Source organism: Shewanella sp. Sh95 (genome assembly GCF_001308045.1).
GTDB lineage: Bacteria > Pseudomonadota > Gammaproteobacteria > Enterobacterales > Shewanellaceae > Shewanella > Shewanella xiamenensis.
Genome location: NZ_LGYY01000074.1, coordinates 1 through 1,485, shown reverse-complemented (window position 1 = coordinate 1,485; position 1,485 = coordinate 1). Strand labels below are relative to the sequence as shown.

Below are 1,485 nucleotides of genomic sequence, written 5' to 3'. Positions count from 1 at the left end.
GGCAACACGCTGGTAAGATGGCCATTCTCAGTCCTCGGCGAGTGGTGGGTTTGTTTGGCGATAGATCAGATCGCTCAAACAGGACTGAGTTCCCTTCCTTTGATCTACTATTTGGAACAGCTATTTACACAAGGATGTAGTGACTAAAGATAGTGAAGTCAAATTTTCTGAAGATCTACAGCTCGTTTCCACAACCGATCTTAATGGCGTAATTACCTACGCTAACCCCGGCTTTTGCCAAGTGGCTGGATACCAACTCGATGAAATGATTGGTCAGCATCATAATTTAGTTAGACATCCAGATATGCCGAAAGCTGCTTTTGCCGATTTATGGAAACATTTAAAGCAAGGCAAGCCCTGGCGTGGCATGGTTAAAAACCGTTGTAAAGATGGTAGTTATTATTGGGTCGATGCCTATGTTACCCCCATCTATGAGGATGGCCGGATCTCAGGTTATCAATCAGTCCGTTGTTGCCCTACGCCTGAACATAAAGCGCGTGCTAGTGTGATGTATAAGGAGTTAAGAGCGCTTGAAAACAAGAAAAATATATTTTGGGGCAATAAGTTACTATCAAATCATCTAGTCAGTTTTCTTTTATTATCCATAGCCATTGTCTGTAGTGTTTGGTGGCTAACCTTTCCTCAATCACTCTTAGTGATCTTGCCCTTACTCGCTATCATTGCCTTAAATCGACAGCAGTTATTTTTAACGCCTAGATACTTGCAGCGATTAGAGAATGACTACGATAGCATTAGCCGGCTGATTTTTTCTGGTGACGCCCCCCACAGTATTGCAGATTTTCATATCAAACTTGGGCAGGCGCGAATTCGGACTGTTTTAGGAAGAGTTGATGACGCAACCCATTCATTGAAATCTATTGCGGATCAGATTAGTACGTCTATGTCTACCACGAGCAATGATATCACCTCCCAAGATCTACAGATCCAACAAGTTGCTACTGCGGTGACTGAAATGGCATCCGCAGCAGAAGAAATTAATCGTAATATCCAAGCGAGTAATCTACAGATTGAAGAAGCCCGTCGTCATTGTCAGGTGACCAGTCAGCAACTAAAAAATGTTGAAACTGAAGTTGCCTCATTAGCGACCCAAGCTGAACAAGCTTTTGATTCTGCAGTAGCTTTGTCCAGTGAGTCAGAACGAATAGACACTATCATGTCTGAAATACAAGGGATTGCTAATCAAACGAATTTGTTAGCACTCAATGCTGCAATCGAAGCGGCTCGCGCCGGTGAGCAGGGGCGAGGATTTGCAGTTGTTGCCGATGAAGTTCGTAATCTATCTACTCGTACTCATAAAGCGACAGAGCAAATTCAAACGAGTATAGGGCATATTCAGCGCTGAAGGATCCCCTCATAAATCAGCCATAGCATAGCCATATTTGAGCAACTGATTGGCGAATAATACCCAGGCCGCCAGCAATTCTTTCTCCGTGATTTGATAATCAGGCCGCCTGAGTACCTCCA

The 1,485-nt window shown here is 43.8% G+C and carries 1 protein-coding gene; it reads left to right on the top strand.

From position 1 onward, the window contains the following. Positions 1-139: 139 nt before the first annotated feature. The gene (locus AEA42_RS05460) at positions 140-1,363 is read left to right on the top strand and encodes a methyl-accepting chemotaxis protein (protein ID WP_156312308.1); all 1,224 of its coding nucleotides are present in this window, start codon (positions 140-142) and stop codon (positions 1,361-1,363) included. Positions 1,364-1,485 lie beyond the last annotated feature (122 nt).